Source organism: Arthrobacter sp. 05T410 (assembly GCF_056396505.1).
Genome location: NZ_JBFTLP010000006.1, coordinates 248,098 through 261,446, shown reverse-complemented (window position 1 = coordinate 261,446; position 13,349 = coordinate 248,098). Strand labels below are relative to the sequence as shown.

Genomic DNA, 13,349 nt, shown 5'->3' with positions numbered 1-13,349 from the left:
CCGGAACTTCAGCCGTTTTTCTTCCAGCGCTTCGGCCACTTCACGTTCATCAGAAGCAGCCCCAGCAGGAGCGAGTCGACGGTCATGATTCCGGCCATGAGATAGGCCCACCCGGCCATCATGGCTCGTCCGCCGTCCGGCGGCCGGAAGTGCGCGTGCGTACCAGAATGCCCAAGACGATCTCCTGACCTGGCCCCCCAGTCGCTCGATAGTTCACCAAGTCTCGCACCGCGGCGCCCCGGAGGGAACCGCGCCGCCGCCCGGCCCAAGCTTTTCACAAGGCAGCAGGTCAGAGGCGCATCTGTCGCAACCCCGTCTCGTTGAACGCAACATTGGGTTCCAAGGTGGGCCGCTCCCAGGGCTGGCGCGCCCGGGCATCTTCATTGACTTAATCCACAAGCCTGAAACAAAAAGGCATTGACTGTGTCATGCGTCACGCCTATTCTGGTGCAACAGCGTTGCGCTGATTGCAACTTCAAAACACTTTGGTGGACACATGAGTAACGAAACTTCCTCCCCCGCCACTCTTGCGGGGCAGACCAGCCCGGAGTCGAATAGCGGGCATGGCAGTACGTCCTCGGGACAGACCACGTTGAGCGGCCATGCGGCCCCTGGCGGCCACGATCCCGCAGTCAGTAAGGAAACCCGACGGCGGGTCGTCGCCGCCAGCTTCATCGGAAACTTCGTCGAATGGTTCGACTACGCCGTCTACGGCTACCTGGCCGCAACAATCGCCGCGGTCTTCTTCCCCGAGTCCAATCCCCAGACGGCGCTTCTACTGACTTTCGCCCTCTTCGCCATCTCGTTCCTGGTGCGGCCGCTTGGCGGCTTCGTCTGGGGCCACATCGGTGACCGGGTGGGGCGCCGGACTGCCCTTTCCCTGTCTATCCTGATCATGTCCGGAGCGACCTTCTGCATCGCACTTATCCCGGGGTACAACTCCATCGGCATCTGGGCCCCGATCCTGCTCCTGGTGGTGCGCGTCGTCCAGGGCTTCTCCGCCTCCGGCGAATACGCCGGCGCGTCCGCCTTCCTGGTCGAGTACGCCCCGGCCAACAAACGCGGCCTGTACGCGGCGGTGGTTCCGGCCAGCACGGCCGCGGGCCTGCTGCTCGGCTCCCTGCTCGCGGGCCTGCTGACCGTCCTGCTCAGCGCCGAGGCGATGCAGAGTTGGGGATGGCGCCTGCCGTTCCTGCTCGCAGCACCGATGGGCCTGATCGGACGCTACATCCGCACCAAGCTCGAAGACACGCCGGTGTTCCGCGAACTGGCAGAGGAGGACCAGGCCATCAAGGCCCCGGTATCCAGCCTCTTCCGGAAGCACTGGCGGTTGCTGCTGAAGGCCGTCGGAGCCGTGCTGCTCAACGCCGTCGGGTTCTACGTGATCCTGAGCTACATGCCCACATATCTGTCCTCGGAGCTCGGTCTCGGCGCGGCCGAATCCTTCCTGGCCACCACCATCGCCCTGGTGACGTACATCGGGTTCATCTTCCTGACCGGAATGCTCTCGGACCGCTACGGCCGCAAAAAGGTGCTGATCGCCGCATCCTTGAGCTTCATCCTGCTGACCGTACCGGCCTTCGCCCTGCTGGGCACCGGGAACTTCCTGGTGATCGTCCTGGTCCAGATCCTGCTGGGCGGCATGCTGACGCTCAACGACGGTACGCTCCCGAGCTTCCTGGCGGAGATGTTCCCCACCCGCGTCCGCTACAGCGGCTTCGCCGTCAGCTTCAATCTCTCCAACGCGCTCTTCGGCGGCACGGCGCCGTTCGTGGCGACCCTCCTGATCGCCACGACGGCCAATAGCCTGGCGCCGGCCTGGTACCTGGCCGGCGCCGCGGCCATCTCCCTGATCGCCGTAGCGCTTTCCCGGGAAACCAGCAAAGAACCGCTGCGCCACGAGTAGCCCGCGCCGGCGCCCCCAAATTTTCCCCTCCAAAGAACAGCAATGCAGAAAGGCACCACCACCATGACCATCGCAACGTCCAACAATGCTTCGTCCATCGCCGAACTGGAGCGACTGAAAGTCCTGCACAACGGGCAGAAGGAAAAGTTGACCTTTTCCAACGCCGAATTTGAGCGCCGGCTCGGCGGGCTGCGCCGCATCATGGCAGAGAAGGACCTGGACGCCGTCGTCCTGACCAGCTACCACTCCATCAAGTACTACTCCGACTTCCTCTTTACCTACTTCGGCCGGTCCTACGCCATGGTGGTCACGAAGGACGGCACCGTGACCGTCACGGCCAACATCGACGCCGGCATGCCGTGGCGGCGCAGCTATGGCGACAATGTGGTGTACACGGACTGGCGCCGGGACAACTACATCTTCGCCATCCAGGAGGCGCTGCGCACCCGCGGCATCAACCCCCGCCGGCTCGGCGTCGAAGACGATTCGCTCCCGCTGGATAACCGGAACAAGATCCAGGCGGCGTTTGCAGGGGCCACCCTGGTGGACGTCGCCCAGGCGGCGATGCGCCAGCGGATGATCAAGTCGGCCGAAGAGATCGAGGTGATCAAGCACGGGGCCCGCATCGGTGACCTGGGCGGCGAAGCCATCCGCAACGCCATCACCGGCGGTATCACCGAATATGAGGTCGCCCTGATCGGCACCGAAGCCATGGTCCACGAAATCGCGCGGACGTTCCCGGATTCGGAGATCCGTGACACCTGGGTGTGGTTCCAGTCCGGCATCAACACCGACGGCGCCCACAACTGGGCCACCACGCGCAAGATCCAGGAACACGACATCCTGTCCCTGAACTGCTTCCCCATGACCTCCGGCTACTACACCGCGCTGGAGCGCACTCTGTTCTACGGCGAACCCGACGCCCGCTCCCTGGAGCTGTGGAACATCAACGTCGAGGTCCACAAGCGCGGTCTCGAGCTCATCAAGCCCGGAGCTGTCTGCAAGGACATCGCCGCCGAGCTGAACGAGATCTACGTGGGCCACGGACTTCTCGCCAACCGGACGTTCGGCTACGGACACTCGTTCGGCGTCCTGAGCCACTACTACGGCCGCGAAGCCGGACTGGAACTCCGCGAGGACATCGACACCGTACTGGAACCGGGCATGGTGGTCTCCATGGAACCCATGATCACCGTCCTGGACGGCCAGCCCGGGGCCGGCGGCTACCGTGAGCACGACATCCTGGTGGTCGGCGAGGACGGAGCCGAGAACATCACGAAGTTCCCGTTCGGCCCCGAATACAACATCATCGGAGCCTGAGGCGCCCAGACCCCCTGAAGGCAGGACCCAGAAGCGGCGCCACGTCCACCGTGGCGCCGCTTTTGGGCCCTCATGCGGAATGATGGTAGACACCATGACCCCAGCAGAATCTCCCGGGACCACCGGAAACGGCGACACCAAGGGCACCTCCGTCATCGTCAACGCCATCGCCGTGCTGCGAACCTTCACGGCGGACGAACCGTTGCTCGGAGTCACCGAGATCGCCAACCGGGTGGGCCTGCACAAGAGCACGGTTTCCCGGATCCTAGCCACGTTCGAACAGGAACACCTGGTGGAACGCGATCCGGAAACCCGCCGCTTCCGGCTGGGGCTGGGACTGATCGCCGTCGCCGGGCCGTTGCTGGCCGAACTGGAAGAACGGCGGGTGGCGTATCCCGTCCTGCGTGAACTTACCGAACAGACCGGCGAAACCAGCGCCCTCATGGTGTGGAACGGCGCAGAGTCAATGTGCGTGGAGCAGATCGCCAGCCACCACCAGATCAAGCACACCACCCCGCTGGGAGCCCGGTACACCGACGCCATGAGCGCCTCCGTGCAGGTCTTCCTGGCCGCAGCGCCCGTCGAACGCGTCCGTGTGCTCCTGCGCAGCGGGGCGATCAGCTACCCGGGGCTCGATGATGCGGGCCTGGATGGCTACCAGATCAAGCTCAAGGACGTGACGGCCCGGGGCTGGGCCATCAACTACGGCGAATCCTCCATCGATGAAGTGGGCGTGGCCGCTCCCGTCCACGACCACCGCGGCGACATCGTGGCGGCCGTCCTGATCTCGGCGCCGCGGTTCCGCGTCTCACGCGAAGGGCTGCAGGGCCTGGGCGAAGCGTGCGCCGCTGCGGCCGACAAGATCACCAGCCGGCTGGGCGGCCGGGCGTCCAGCAACGGCTGACGCGGCGCACGCCCGGACTAAGGCGCCGAGCGCACGTCAGCTGAGCCGGGCCAGCCGCGCGGCCAAATGCAACGCTGCGAGCCGGCCCGTCCGCCGGGGGTCGCCGCCGCACAGCTCGAAGATCCGCTGCAGCCGTTGATGCATCGATTGCCGCTCCACGTGCAGTTCCCTCGCCGCCTGGGCCGTGTTGCAACCGGAATCCAGCCACATGGCCAGGGTGTCAAGCAGCCGGGAATTGCGTTGCGCATCATAATCCAGGAGGGCCCCCAGCTGCTGGCGCACGAAGTTCCGCCGCTGCCCGGTATCCAGGCTTCCAACGGCGAGGCGTTCGACGGCGAATGCCTCGCAATCGATCACGGGACCGTGCGGTCCGGTTGCCCCCGCCGGTGACCGTCCCAGCGCGCCCGCCAATTCCAGGGTCAGTCTGGCCTCCGACAAAGACCAGGGGGCTTCCGAAATCCCGGCGGCCAGCGGGCCGACGGCAACCAGCGTGTCTGACGGGGCCGGTAGCGCCCGCAGGCCAGCCAGAAGTGCTTCCCTGCTGTCTAGCGGACTATCGCCCGCGAGGACCGCCACCGCCAGCAGTTCGGCATTATCGACATAGGTTGCGCTGGGCTGCGCCCCCCGGGCCAAGAGCTGCTCCACAGAAGCGCGGAGGCGTTGGAGCATGCCGGAGCGGACCACGATGGCCACGATTGTGGCACCCGGCGGAATCCCGGCCGCGGAAGCTAATTGCTGGAGCCGCCACGCCTGACTGCCGGAATCAATCGCGCGAAGCAGGGCCGCTCCGGCGACTTCCTTGAGCCCGGGGGACATCCGCTGCAGCAACGCCAGGGCAAGGATGTCCACAGAACGATTTCCGGCCGTCCGGGCCAGGTTCTGGTCCTCGTCCGCCGGGACCCGCAGCAACAGTTGAGCCGCAAGGATGCCGCGGATAGGCACGTCGATGTGAATCAGGCGTGCCTGCTCCTGCGGCCCAACGGTGGAGGCATCGACGTCGGCGGCCTCGGCCCGCCCCGGGTTTGCGCTGGCCAGGGTCGCGCCGGCTATGGATGTCAGTGTCACCTCGGCATTGATGATGCCGGCCAGCACGGCGAGGATCCGGTCCAGGCCACCGCCGTGCGCCAGTTCGACGGCCATCGCGTGACTGGCCTCATCGGCCCGCCGCAACTGCGATACCGAGTCGCTGACCAGCATCGAATTGATGGCCTGCGTGATTCCGACGAACGGCACCACCCCGCGAAGTTCAATCAGGGGCAGTCCGGCCGCCTCGGCGGCCGCCACCATAGACGATGGCAGGGACGGAAGGGCGGCCCCGGTTTCGATAGCTACGGCGGCAACGCCCCGCTCCGCCAGTTGGCGGATGTAGTTGACCTGCCGCTCCTCCGAGGCGAGGGCCAGGGCTTCTCCGCCCGTCAGCAGAAGTTCCCCGCCGGCCAGCAGGGGCGCGATATCAATGATTTCACTGGAGTGGATCCACCGGAGCTGCGCTCGGGCGGCGGCCCTGGCCGCGGCCCGGACAATGGGGTCGGCGGCCGCCATGGTCGGGTGGTTCAGGACGTCTTGAAGAAGGATGGACATTACACTCCGTCGCGTTGCTCTGGGTATATCTAGACACATTGTATATAGTCGTATGTGGCCCACGACACATAATCTTGAGGAATCCCACACACCCTCGGAGGCTCCACATGCGTCAAAAATCCCCAGCGGCCCCTGCCGGCACCGCGCCGGAAGCGAGCGTAGACCACGAAGCATGGCTCCAGCCCATCCCCGAATCACAACGGACCCGCAAGGTCTCGGGCCAGTTCTGGATCTGGGCCGGCGCCAATCTCGCCCCGATCAACTGGGTGCTCGGAGCGCTCGGCATCCAGCTTGGCCTGGGGTTCGCGGACACCGTCACGGTTCTTGTCCTCGGAAACCTCATCGGGATGCTGCTCTTCGGTTGCTTCGTCCTGCTGGGCCAGAAGACCGGAGCGACCGGCATGGTGCTGGCCCGCGCCGCCTTCGGCCGGCGCGGCAACTACCTGCCCGCCGGCATCCAGGCTCTCCTGGTGATCGGCTGGTGCGCGGTCAACACCTGGATCATCCTGGATCTGGTCATGGCCTTGTTCGGAACGCCCGGCTGGGTTGACCCGGAGGCCAAGAACTACGCCTGGAAGATTGGCATCGCCACCTTCATCATGGCTGTACAGGTAGCCATCGCCTGGTTCGGCTATAAAGCCATCGCCGCCTTCGAGAAGTGGACCGTGCCGCCCACCATCATCATCTTGACCGTGATGTCGGCAGTGGCCTGGTTCGGCATGAAGATCAACTGGACCTACGCCGGCCCGGCGGGGCACATCCTGGAAGGCTCGGAACGCATCGCCGCGATGAGCGCGGTCATGACGGCCATCGGCATCGGCTGGGGCATCACCTGGTTCACCTACGCTGCGGATTACTCCCGCTTTGTCAGCACCACGGTGCCCAAGCGCAAGGTCTACCTCGCCTCGGTGCTGGGCCAGTTCATCCCGGTCGTCTGGCTGGGCATCCTGGGGGCCAGCCTGGCGACCAACACGGGTGAAATTGATCCCGGCAAACTCATCGTCCAGAACTTCGGCGCGCTGGCCCTTCCGGTGCTGCTCATGGTGCTGCACGGCCCGATCGCGACCAACATCTTGAACATTTACACCTTTTCCGTCGCCACGCAGGCCCTGGACATCTCCATCAGCCGGCGCAAGTTGAACCTGTTCGTCGGCGTCTTCTCCCTCGCGGCCGTGATCTTCTTCATCTTCCAGGAGGATTTCGCCTCCGTGCTGGATGCCTGGCTGATTGGGCTGGTCGCCTGGGTGGCTGCCTGGGGCGGAGTCATGCTGGTCCATTACTTCTGGATCGAGAAGCGCTGGCCCGGCGACCCGTCCCGGCTCTTTGACGCCGTCGGCACCAAACGCCTGCCGGGCGTGAATCCGGCCGGTGTCGCTTCCCTGCTCATCGGCATCTTCGCCACCTGGCTGTTCATGTACGGACTGGTGCCGGCCATGCAGGGGCCCATCGCCGTCGCCCTGGGCGGATGGGACCTGTCCTGGCTCGCCGGGGGACTGGCCAGTGCCGCGGCTTACGCCGTCCTCGGTCCGCGGTTCCACAGGAAGTTCCTGGATGTCCCCACCCCCAGCGAACAGACCGCAGATTCACCTGACGCTACCGGCCTTGCGGTCACATCAACCACGCCCGCCGCCCTCTAGCAGGAGATCAACCCCGTGAACTTCCCCGCTTTCGCCGACACCGCCCATCCCATTACCTGGCCCGAAGGTCATCGTGCCGCGGCGTCCTTCACCTTCGACGTCGACGCCGAATCCTGCACCATCGCCCATGACCCGCAGAGCACCAGGCGCATGTCCCTCATGACGCACCAGTCCTACGGGCCCAAGGTCGCCGTCCCGCGGATTCTGCAGATCCTCGAGCGCCAGCAGATCCAGGCGACGTTCTTCGTCCCGGGTTTCACCGCCGAATGCTACCCGGACGTGGTCCGCCGGATAGCCGACGGCGGCCACGAGATTGCACACCACGGGTACCTGCACGAACCCATGCAAGGCATCGACGCCGCCACGGAGGCGCGGTACCTGGACCGGGGCCTGGATGCCCTGGCCAAGGCCGCCGGCGTCCGGCCGACCGGCTACAGGGCACCGTGGTGGGAGCTCAACTGGCATTCCCCGGCCCTCCTTGCCGACCGCGGGTTCCTGTATGACTCAAGCCTGCTCGACGGCGACGCGCCGTACCGCTTCAGCGTTGCCGAGGCAGACCCCCGCGATCTCGTGGAAATCCCTGTCGACTGGGCTTTGGACGACTGGGAGCAGTATGCCTTCTACCCGGGCGTCACCGGAAGCGGCGTCATCGAAAGCCCGGCCAAGGTCCTCGAAATGTGGACGCTGGAGGCCGAGGCCCACCACGCTGCCGGGAGCTGCTTCGTCCTGACCAACCACCCCTTCATTTCCGGCCGGCCGTCCAAGGCCGTGGCCCTGGAACAGCTGATGGACCGGGTCAAGTCGATGGACGGCATGTGGGTCACCACCATGGAGAAGATCGCGCAGCACACGCGCGACTCCGTCGAGGAGATCCACACCCACGCGCGCATTGCCGTGCCCGGATTCCCGGACACCGGCGCACAGTTCACACCGGCCGGCGTGCGGCAGCCCCAAGGAGCCACGGCGCGGCGCGGGGCCGGAATCTAGGGCACAAATTCGGCCCTGGCAAGCACAGGTCCCCGGCACGGCCCCTCGTCAGAAGGTGGCTGGGCCGGGGACCTTCCTGCGGGGCGGCCCGCAGCCGGCGGCGAAGCTGGTGTTTAGCCGGTCTTGGCCATCGCGTAGGCCACGGTGCCGTAGGCCAGGGCGCCGGACATTTCGGTGAGCAGTTCCGGGTTTGTGTTGGCGATCGTGTCGCAGGCCTCGTGGTAGCAGGGATCGAGGTCCTTGCCCGCCACCCCGCCATAGGCCTGCGCCTGGGCCTGGGTCTTCCTCTTCTCATCCCCGGTGAACAGCCCGCCGCCGGGAATGCCGGCCGAGAGGAAGGCGTCGTAGTCCGAGCCCCCGTCAAAGGGCGTGGTCTCGGCCGGCAGCGCGTTCTCCTGGAAGTAGCGGAACAGGATGTCCTCGATCGCCTTGGACCCGGCCGGGCCGGCGTGGCCAAAGTCCGTGCCGTCCCCGTCATGGACCGAGCGGACCCCGTTGGGCGAGGCCACCATGTCCACGTTCAGGTTCGCCGCGGTCTGGCCGATCTCGGCCGCACTCAGTTCGTCGACGTAGTGCTGGGACCCGTACAGCCCGTCCTCCTCGCCGCCCCAGAACGCGAACCGGACCCGGTTGGCCGGGGTGATCCCGGCCTCCTTCATCCACCGCGCGGTCTCCAGGACGGCCGCGACCCCGCTGCCGTTGTCATCAATGCCCGGTCCCTCCTGCACGGAGTCCAGGTGCGCGCCCACCACCACGGTGTGCCCGGCACTGCCCCCGGTGTCGGCGAGGATGTTGAAGGACTCCACCGTCTTGCCGCGGCGGCCGTCCTCTTTGAACGTGAAGCTCTGCCGCACCGGTTCATACCCGGCGGCGCGCAGCTGTTCCTCGACGTAGCGGGCCGACTCCTCATACCCCGAGGTGCCCGAGGCCCGGTTCCCGCCGTTGGCATCGGCCACCCGCTGCAGCGCCTGCAGGTGCCCCACCATGTCCCGGGACTTGAACGCCGCCAGCACCGTGCGCGCATCCACCGTGCTCGCCGGGGTTAGCTGCGGGACCGCAGCACTCGGGCTGACGGACTCGGCGGGTGCGGCGGATTGGCTCGTCCCGCCGCCGGATTTGCTCGGTGTGCCACCTGAGGGTGTGCCAGATGGTGTGCCACCGGACGGAACGCCGGCCGACGGGATGCCAGCCGCGACACCGGAGGTACAGGCCGACGTCGAGAGCAGGACCAGGGCGAGGAGCGAGGGAAGTACGTGCTTGCGGAGAGTGATCATGCCGGGAGCCCATCACTAGTCGGTACAAGTTCGCTTGCTCCGGCTCGATTGGTCAGGACGCTCGCCACTGACGCTCCAGTAAGTCGCGGCCACCATCGCCCGGCAAATACTCCTATCAGGTCGAACCATTGTCGGCCCCGCGGCTGTAACTTCAATAGCGCCTCGCTGTGAATCTGCTGTGCAATTGGGTTGCATCAACCAAGGACCACCAGACCGGTCCGGCGCTTAACCGGGAGGGGGCGCCGCAGACAGGCTCTGCGGCGCCCCCTCCCGTGGCGGCCCTAACTGGCGGGGGTGGCCGTTAAGCGAGCAGTCCCTCCACATCCGCCGCTTTCGGGTACGCCGTTTGCGTCCCCTTCCTGGTCGCTGCCAAGGCCGCGGCAACGGACGCGAAGGCGGCAGCGGCCGGAAGTGAATCGCCGGCGGCAAGGCGCGCAGCCACGGCCCCGGTGAATGCATCGCCTGCACCGGTGGTGTCCTTGGCGTCGACCCTGGTGGGTTCAATGCGGGTGATGCGGCCCTCGGCGCCGGCTCCGGAGTCCAGGACGACGGAGCCGTTCGCCCCCAAAGTGACCACAACGCGGTGCAGTCCGCGATCGGCGAACTTGTCCCGGACCGGCGCCCACGCCGCGGTGTCAGCCCCGGCGTCGGGCACGGCGGCGCCGCCCAGGAACAGCGACGCCTCATGCGCGTTCACCAGCAGGATGTCGCAGAGTGCGGCCAAGCTCGACGGGATCTCGGCGTAGGGCGACAGGTTGAGCAGAACTGTCGCCCCGGCGTCGTGGCCCAAGCGGGCCGCGGCCTCAACGGTGTCCAGACCGACCTCGAGGCACAGGCACATCACGGACGCGCCCTCGAACAATTCGGCGGAAGCGGCAACATCCCCGGGCGCCAGTGTGCCGTTGGCTCCGGCCGAGATGATGATGTTGTTCTCACCGTGGGCGTCGACGGAAATGACGGCGACGCCGGTCGCAGCATCAGGCGTGCGGCGGACGCGGGAAATGTCCACCCCGGCCCCGGCGGTGGAGGCCAGAAGCATGGTCCCGTTGGTGTCGTCGCCCACCGCACCGATCAGCGCGACCCGGCTTCCGAGTTTGGCCGCCGCGACCGCCTGGTTGGCGCTCTTGCCGCCGGGATTGACCGCAAAGCCATTCCCGTGCACCGTTTCGCCGGGGAGGGGGAGCCTGTCGCAGTAGATGGTCAGGTCCGCATTCAGTGAACCGACGACGACGATCCGGCCAGAGTCCGGGCGGGTCATTTCGCCTCAGCTTCCAAGGGCTTGGGAATCAGGAGTGAGGCGGCGAAAGCCGCCACGGTGATGATCAGGCCCACCGTGATCGCGGTCAAGTAGGATGCCTGGGCATCGCCCAGTGCAGAAGAGGCCACCAGCGCTGCCGGCAGGACCAGGAAGCTCAGGCCGGCGCCCAGGTTGAACGCGCCGGCGTTCATGCCGGGGAGAAAGCCGGGGTTGCCAGCTGGGGAGAGGACAACGCCAAGGCCGTTCAGCATGATGTTGACCGTACCCGCGTACATGATGCCCAGCAACGCTGTTCCGGCAATCATCATGGGCAGGCTGCTGAGGCCGAAGAAGGCGATGATCGCCAGGGCCACGACGCTGCCGGCCATGCCGATCCGCAAAACTTTGGTGTAGCCGAAAACCGGGGCCAAACGGCCGCTGATGGGTCCGACAACCCAGCCCAGGAGGGCGTAGGGAGTCAGGATGATGAGTGACATTTCGGTCGGTCCCACGCCGAAGCCGGGAGCCGTGGCCTGCACGTAGGCGGGAACGATCCCGTTGATGACCGCGAAGACGCCGGTCATGGTCAGGATTGTGGTCAGCAACGGCGCCCAAGTGGAGCGCTGGCGCAGGTGGGCGGTCTCCACCATGGGCTGCCGGGAGCGCTTTTCCACCGTCCAGAACCCGAAGAAGGCGATCACTGCAACGGCGATGAGGGCAGTCGCCAGTGCGAGGGTGCCGGGGGAGAATCCGCTGACCAGTTTGGAGGCCTCGTTGAGGGCTGTGAGCAGGGCGCCGACCGCGATCACGATGAAGAAGACGCCGGGCCAGTCCATCTTGGTGCCCACCGCCGGCTTGCTCTCACCGGCCAGAACGGCGACCAGGCCCGCCGCCACGACGGCCAGCACCACCATGAGCCAGAAGATGCTGCGGAATCCGTAATGCTCGGCGAAGTAACCGCCGACAAAGGAGTCGACGCCGGCAACCCCGCCGTTGACGGCGGTGATGAGGCCCATGAGGGCACCGTACTTCCGCGGGTCACTGACGGCGGAGCGCAGCATGATCAGGCACAGCGGGACCGTGGGGCCGCTGACGCCCTGGATGATGCGTCCGACGAAGAGCCAGGTGATATCGGGAGCCATGGCCGCGATCACCGAGCCGACAGCCATCATCAACATCATGCCCAGCAGGATCTTCTTGCGCCCCACAATGTCGCTCAGGCGCGGCAGGAAGAGGGAAAACAGTGCTGCCGCGGTGAAGAACCAGGTCTGGGACAGGCCGATCACGGCCTGATCGGTGTGGAGTTCGTTGCCCATCGTGACCAGGGCGGGGCTGAGCATCGATGCGTTGAGCTGGAAGGCAATGCAGGCCGTCAACAGGGCCGCCGTGAGTGCAGCGACGCTTCGTCCCGTTGTCTTGGATTCGTAAGTCAGAGTGCTCATGAGTTGGCTCCGTTTCCTGCGCCGATGCTGACGGCGGCGGACGGGTCCACGTCGCCGATGCGCACCAGGGCGTCTGTGACGAGGTTCCAGAACTTCGCGTGATCGAGGTCCACAGCAACAGACGTGTGGCAGTCCTCCGGTGCCGGGGCGCGGAAATCGGCGACGGTCATGCCGAGCGTCAGTTGGCCCTGCAGTTCGATGTTCACGGGGACTTTGCGGGTGGTCATCACCGTGGGATCGATGACGTAGGCCACCGCGCAGGGGTCGTGGACGGGCGGGTAATCGAAGCCCTGGGCGTCCTTGTACGTCTTGGTGAAGAACTCCATCAGCTCCAGCACGAACTGGGCGGGCTTGGTACCCACGGCGGCGATTTTTTCCACGACTTCGGGGGTCGCGAGGGCCTGGTGCGTGAGGTCCAAGCCCACCATGACCACCGGCCACGGCTCGTTGAACACAATATGTGCGGCCTCGGGGTCGATGATGATGTTGAATTCGGAAACGGCGCTCCAGTTGCCTACGTGGTACCCGCCGCCCATGAGCACAACTTCTTTCACGCGCTCCACGATGCGCGGCTCCTTGCGGGCCGCCATGGCAATGTTGGTCAGTCCTGCCGTGGGCACCAGCGTCACAGTGCCAGGCTCGTGCGCCATAACAGTGTCGATGATGAGGTCGACGGCGTGGCGCGGGTCCAGTTCGATGCTGGATTCGGGCTGGGCGGGGCCGTCCATGCCGCTCTCACCGTGGATGTCGGGGGCGGTTTCGATGCTGCGGACCAAGGGCCGATCGCAGCCGGCGGCGAAGGGGACGCCGGTGATGCCGGCAATCGTGCCCACCGACAGGGCGTTGCGGGTGACCCTTTCGAGGGTCTGGTTGCCGACGACCGTTGTGACCGCGAGCAGCTCAATGTACGGATTGCCGTGAGCCAGCAGCATGGCCACGGCGTCGTCATGGCCTGGGTCGCAGTCCAGGATGATCTTCCTGCGTTCCGGTTTCAGGGTGATGGGATCCACGTAAATATCTCCACGTCGTTGGGGGTCCGCCGGGGCGGTGCGATAAAGCGT

Annotated in this window: 10 protein-coding genes; 5 read left to right on the top strand and 5 right to left on the bottom strand. The window is 66.1% G+C overall.

The features are described 5' to 3' along the window. The first annotated feature begins 496 nt into the window (after window positions 1–496). The 3 genes from AC1DFR_RS11420 (at window position 497) to AC1DFR_RS11410 (ending at window position 4,130) form a co-directional block, all read left to right on the top strand. Complete coding sequence (locus AC1DFR_RS11420) at window positions 497–1,906, top strand: MFS transporter (RefSeq protein ID WP_476873350.1); 1,410 nt, start codon at window positions 497–499, stop codon at window positions 1,904–1,906. A gap of 63 nt (window positions 1,907–1,969) precedes the next feature. Then, a complete protein-coding gene (locus AC1DFR_RS11415) occupies window positions 1,970–3,226 on the top strand; it encodes an aminopeptidase P family protein (RefSeq protein WP_476873380.1) in 1,257 nt (418 codons plus the stop codon). A 94-nt stretch (window positions 3,227–3,320) separates the two neighbouring features. Then, window positions 3,321–4,130 (top strand): IclR family transcriptional regulator, encoded by an 810-nt coding sequence (locus AC1DFR_RS11410; RefSeq protein ID WP_476856070.1) that lies wholly within the window; start codon window positions 3,321–3,323, stop codon window positions 4,128–4,130. A gap of 36 nt (window positions 4,131–4,166) precedes the next feature. Here the strand turns inward: AC1DFR_RS11410 and AC1DFR_RS11405 are convergent, their stop codons facing one another. Then, window positions 4,167–5,711, bottom strand: a complete 1,545-nt coding sequence (locus tag AC1DFR_RS11405; protein ID WP_476873349.1) for a PucR family transcriptional regulator — start codon at window positions 5,709–5,711, stop codon at window positions 4,167–4,169. A gap of 107 nt (window positions 5,712–5,818) precedes the next feature. Between AC1DFR_RS11405 and AC1DFR_RS11400 the strand changes: the two genes are divergently transcribed. Then, window positions 5,819–7,348 carry a purine-cytosine permease family protein gene (locus AC1DFR_RS11400; protein ID WP_476873348.1) on the top strand — a complete coding sequence of 510 codons (1,530 nt, stop codon included), beginning with the start codon at window positions 5,819–5,821 and terminating at the stop codon, window positions 7,346–7,348. A 15-nt stretch (window positions 7,349–7,363) separates the two neighbouring features. After that, entirely contained in the window at window positions 7,364–8,335 is a 972-nt protein-coding gene (locus tag AC1DFR_RS11395) for a polysaccharide deacetylase family protein (RefSeq protein WP_476856072.1), read from the top strand. 113 nt (window positions 8,336–8,448) lie between these two features. On the opposite strand, the gene AC1DFR_RS11390 is transcribed toward AC1DFR_RS11395, so the two are convergent. The 4 genes from AC1DFR_RS11390 to uriH form a co-directional block, all read right to left on the bottom strand. Further along, window positions 8,449–9,609: a M20/M25/M40 family metallo-hydrolase gene (locus AC1DFR_RS11390; protein ID WP_476873347.1), complete on the bottom strand. Its 1,161-nt coding sequence runs from the start codon at window positions 9,607–9,609 to the stop codon at window positions 8,449–8,451. Between the two features lie 301 nt (window positions 9,610–9,910). Beyond that, the gene (locus AC1DFR_RS11385) at window positions 9,911–10,867 is read right to left on the bottom strand and encodes a ribokinase (protein WP_476856074.1); all 957 of its coding nucleotides are present in this window, start codon (window positions 10,865–10,867) and stop codon (window positions 9,911–9,913) included. Further along, window positions 10,864–12,288, bottom strand: a complete 1,425-nt coding sequence (uriT, locus tag AC1DFR_RS11380; RefSeq protein ID WP_243178258.1) for a uridine transporter UriT — start codon at window positions 12,286–12,288, stop codon at window positions 10,864–10,866. Before uriT ends, AC1DFR_RS11385 begins: the two co-directional genes overlap by 4 nt. After that, a complete protein-coding gene (gene uriH / locus AC1DFR_RS11375; protein WP_243178259.1) occupies window positions 12,285–13,298 on the bottom strand; it encodes a uridine-preferring nucleoside hydrolase UriH in 1,014 nt (337 codons plus the stop codon). The genes uriT and uriH overlap by 4 nt, the downstream gene beginning before the upstream one ends. Between the last annotated feature and the right edge of the window lie 51 nt (window positions 13,299–13,349).